This is a genomic window from Cetobacterium somerae ATCC BAA-474 (assembly GCF_000479045.1).
In the GTDB taxonomy this organism is placed as follows: Bacteria; Fusobacteriota; Fusobacteriia; order Fusobacteriales; family Fusobacteriaceae; genus Cetobacterium_A; species Cetobacterium_A somerae.
Genome location: NZ_KI518073.1, coordinates 1 through 1,029, shown reverse-complemented (window position 1 = coordinate 1,029; position 1,029 = coordinate 1). Strand labels below are relative to the sequence as shown.

Genomic DNA, 1,029 nt, shown 5'->3' with positions numbered 1-1,029 from the left:
GCACCTTTTCTAAAAGAGATAGCAATATCATTAACAGTCATATCATTTAATTTAAAGATAACTCCAATAATTCCAGAAACAATACCCATAATAGTGAACTGTGCAGCTATTTCAGGTAAGTAGTATCCATGGAAAACAACTCCCCAAACAATCCAAGACATTCCTAAGAATATTGTTAAAAATACAAGTTTATGTCCAAATTTAAACTCTAAGTCCTCTGCTTCATCGGCTTTAAAGTCATCTCTAAAGAATTTATCAGTTTCATAGGATATTGATAATTCAGGATTAGCTTTAACTTTTTTAGCATATCTCATAGTATAGATAATTCCAAAAGCTGTAAAGAATATCCACATAACTATTCTAAACATAGCTCCAGAAAGTACAGGAACTCCAGCAACTCCTTGAGCGATAGCCACACTAAAAGGGTTCATCCAAGATGTAGCAAATCCAATTTGAGTTGATATATAGCACATAAAAATACCGGTGATAGAATCATATCCCATACCAACAACTATAGGTATAAGAATCATAGCAAAAGGAATAGCTTCCTCACCCATACCAAATACAGCTCCACCTAAAGAGAATAGAAGGAAAACAAGAGGTATAAGCAGTGCCTCAGATCCTTTAGTTTTTTTAATCATATTAAGTATTCCAGCTTCAACAGCTTTAGTTTTTAAAATAATACCAAAAGCTCCACCAGTGATAAGGATAAATGCGATAATACCAACAGCAGTTCCCCATTTATCTCCACTAACAAGACCTTCAAAGATATAGTTAGTAACACTCATATCTCCGCCAGCAGCAAATATAGGAATACCTTTAGTAAGTGGCTGTCCTAAATCATTTAATGCATATTTAAAACTTCCTGGAACAGGAACTGTTCTAGTTTTCATACCAGCTTCAGTAGCGTATTGAATTTTTTCCATGGTAAAGCTACCAACTGGGATAAGGTAAGTAAGAATTGCAGCAAAGACAACTACAAAAAAGATAATGACATACGTATCAGGTATTCTGATTTTTTTCTTCATT

1 protein-coding gene is annotated in these 1,029 nt (G+C 33.8%); it reads right to left on the bottom strand.

Annotated elements, in window-relative coordinates; translation table 11 throughout:
• The coding region (locus HMPREF0202_RS01730) for a transporter permease (protein WP_023051667.1) at positions 1-1,028 on the bottom strand (1,028 nt) is incomplete at its 3' end.
• Position 1,029: the final 1 nt, after the last annotated feature.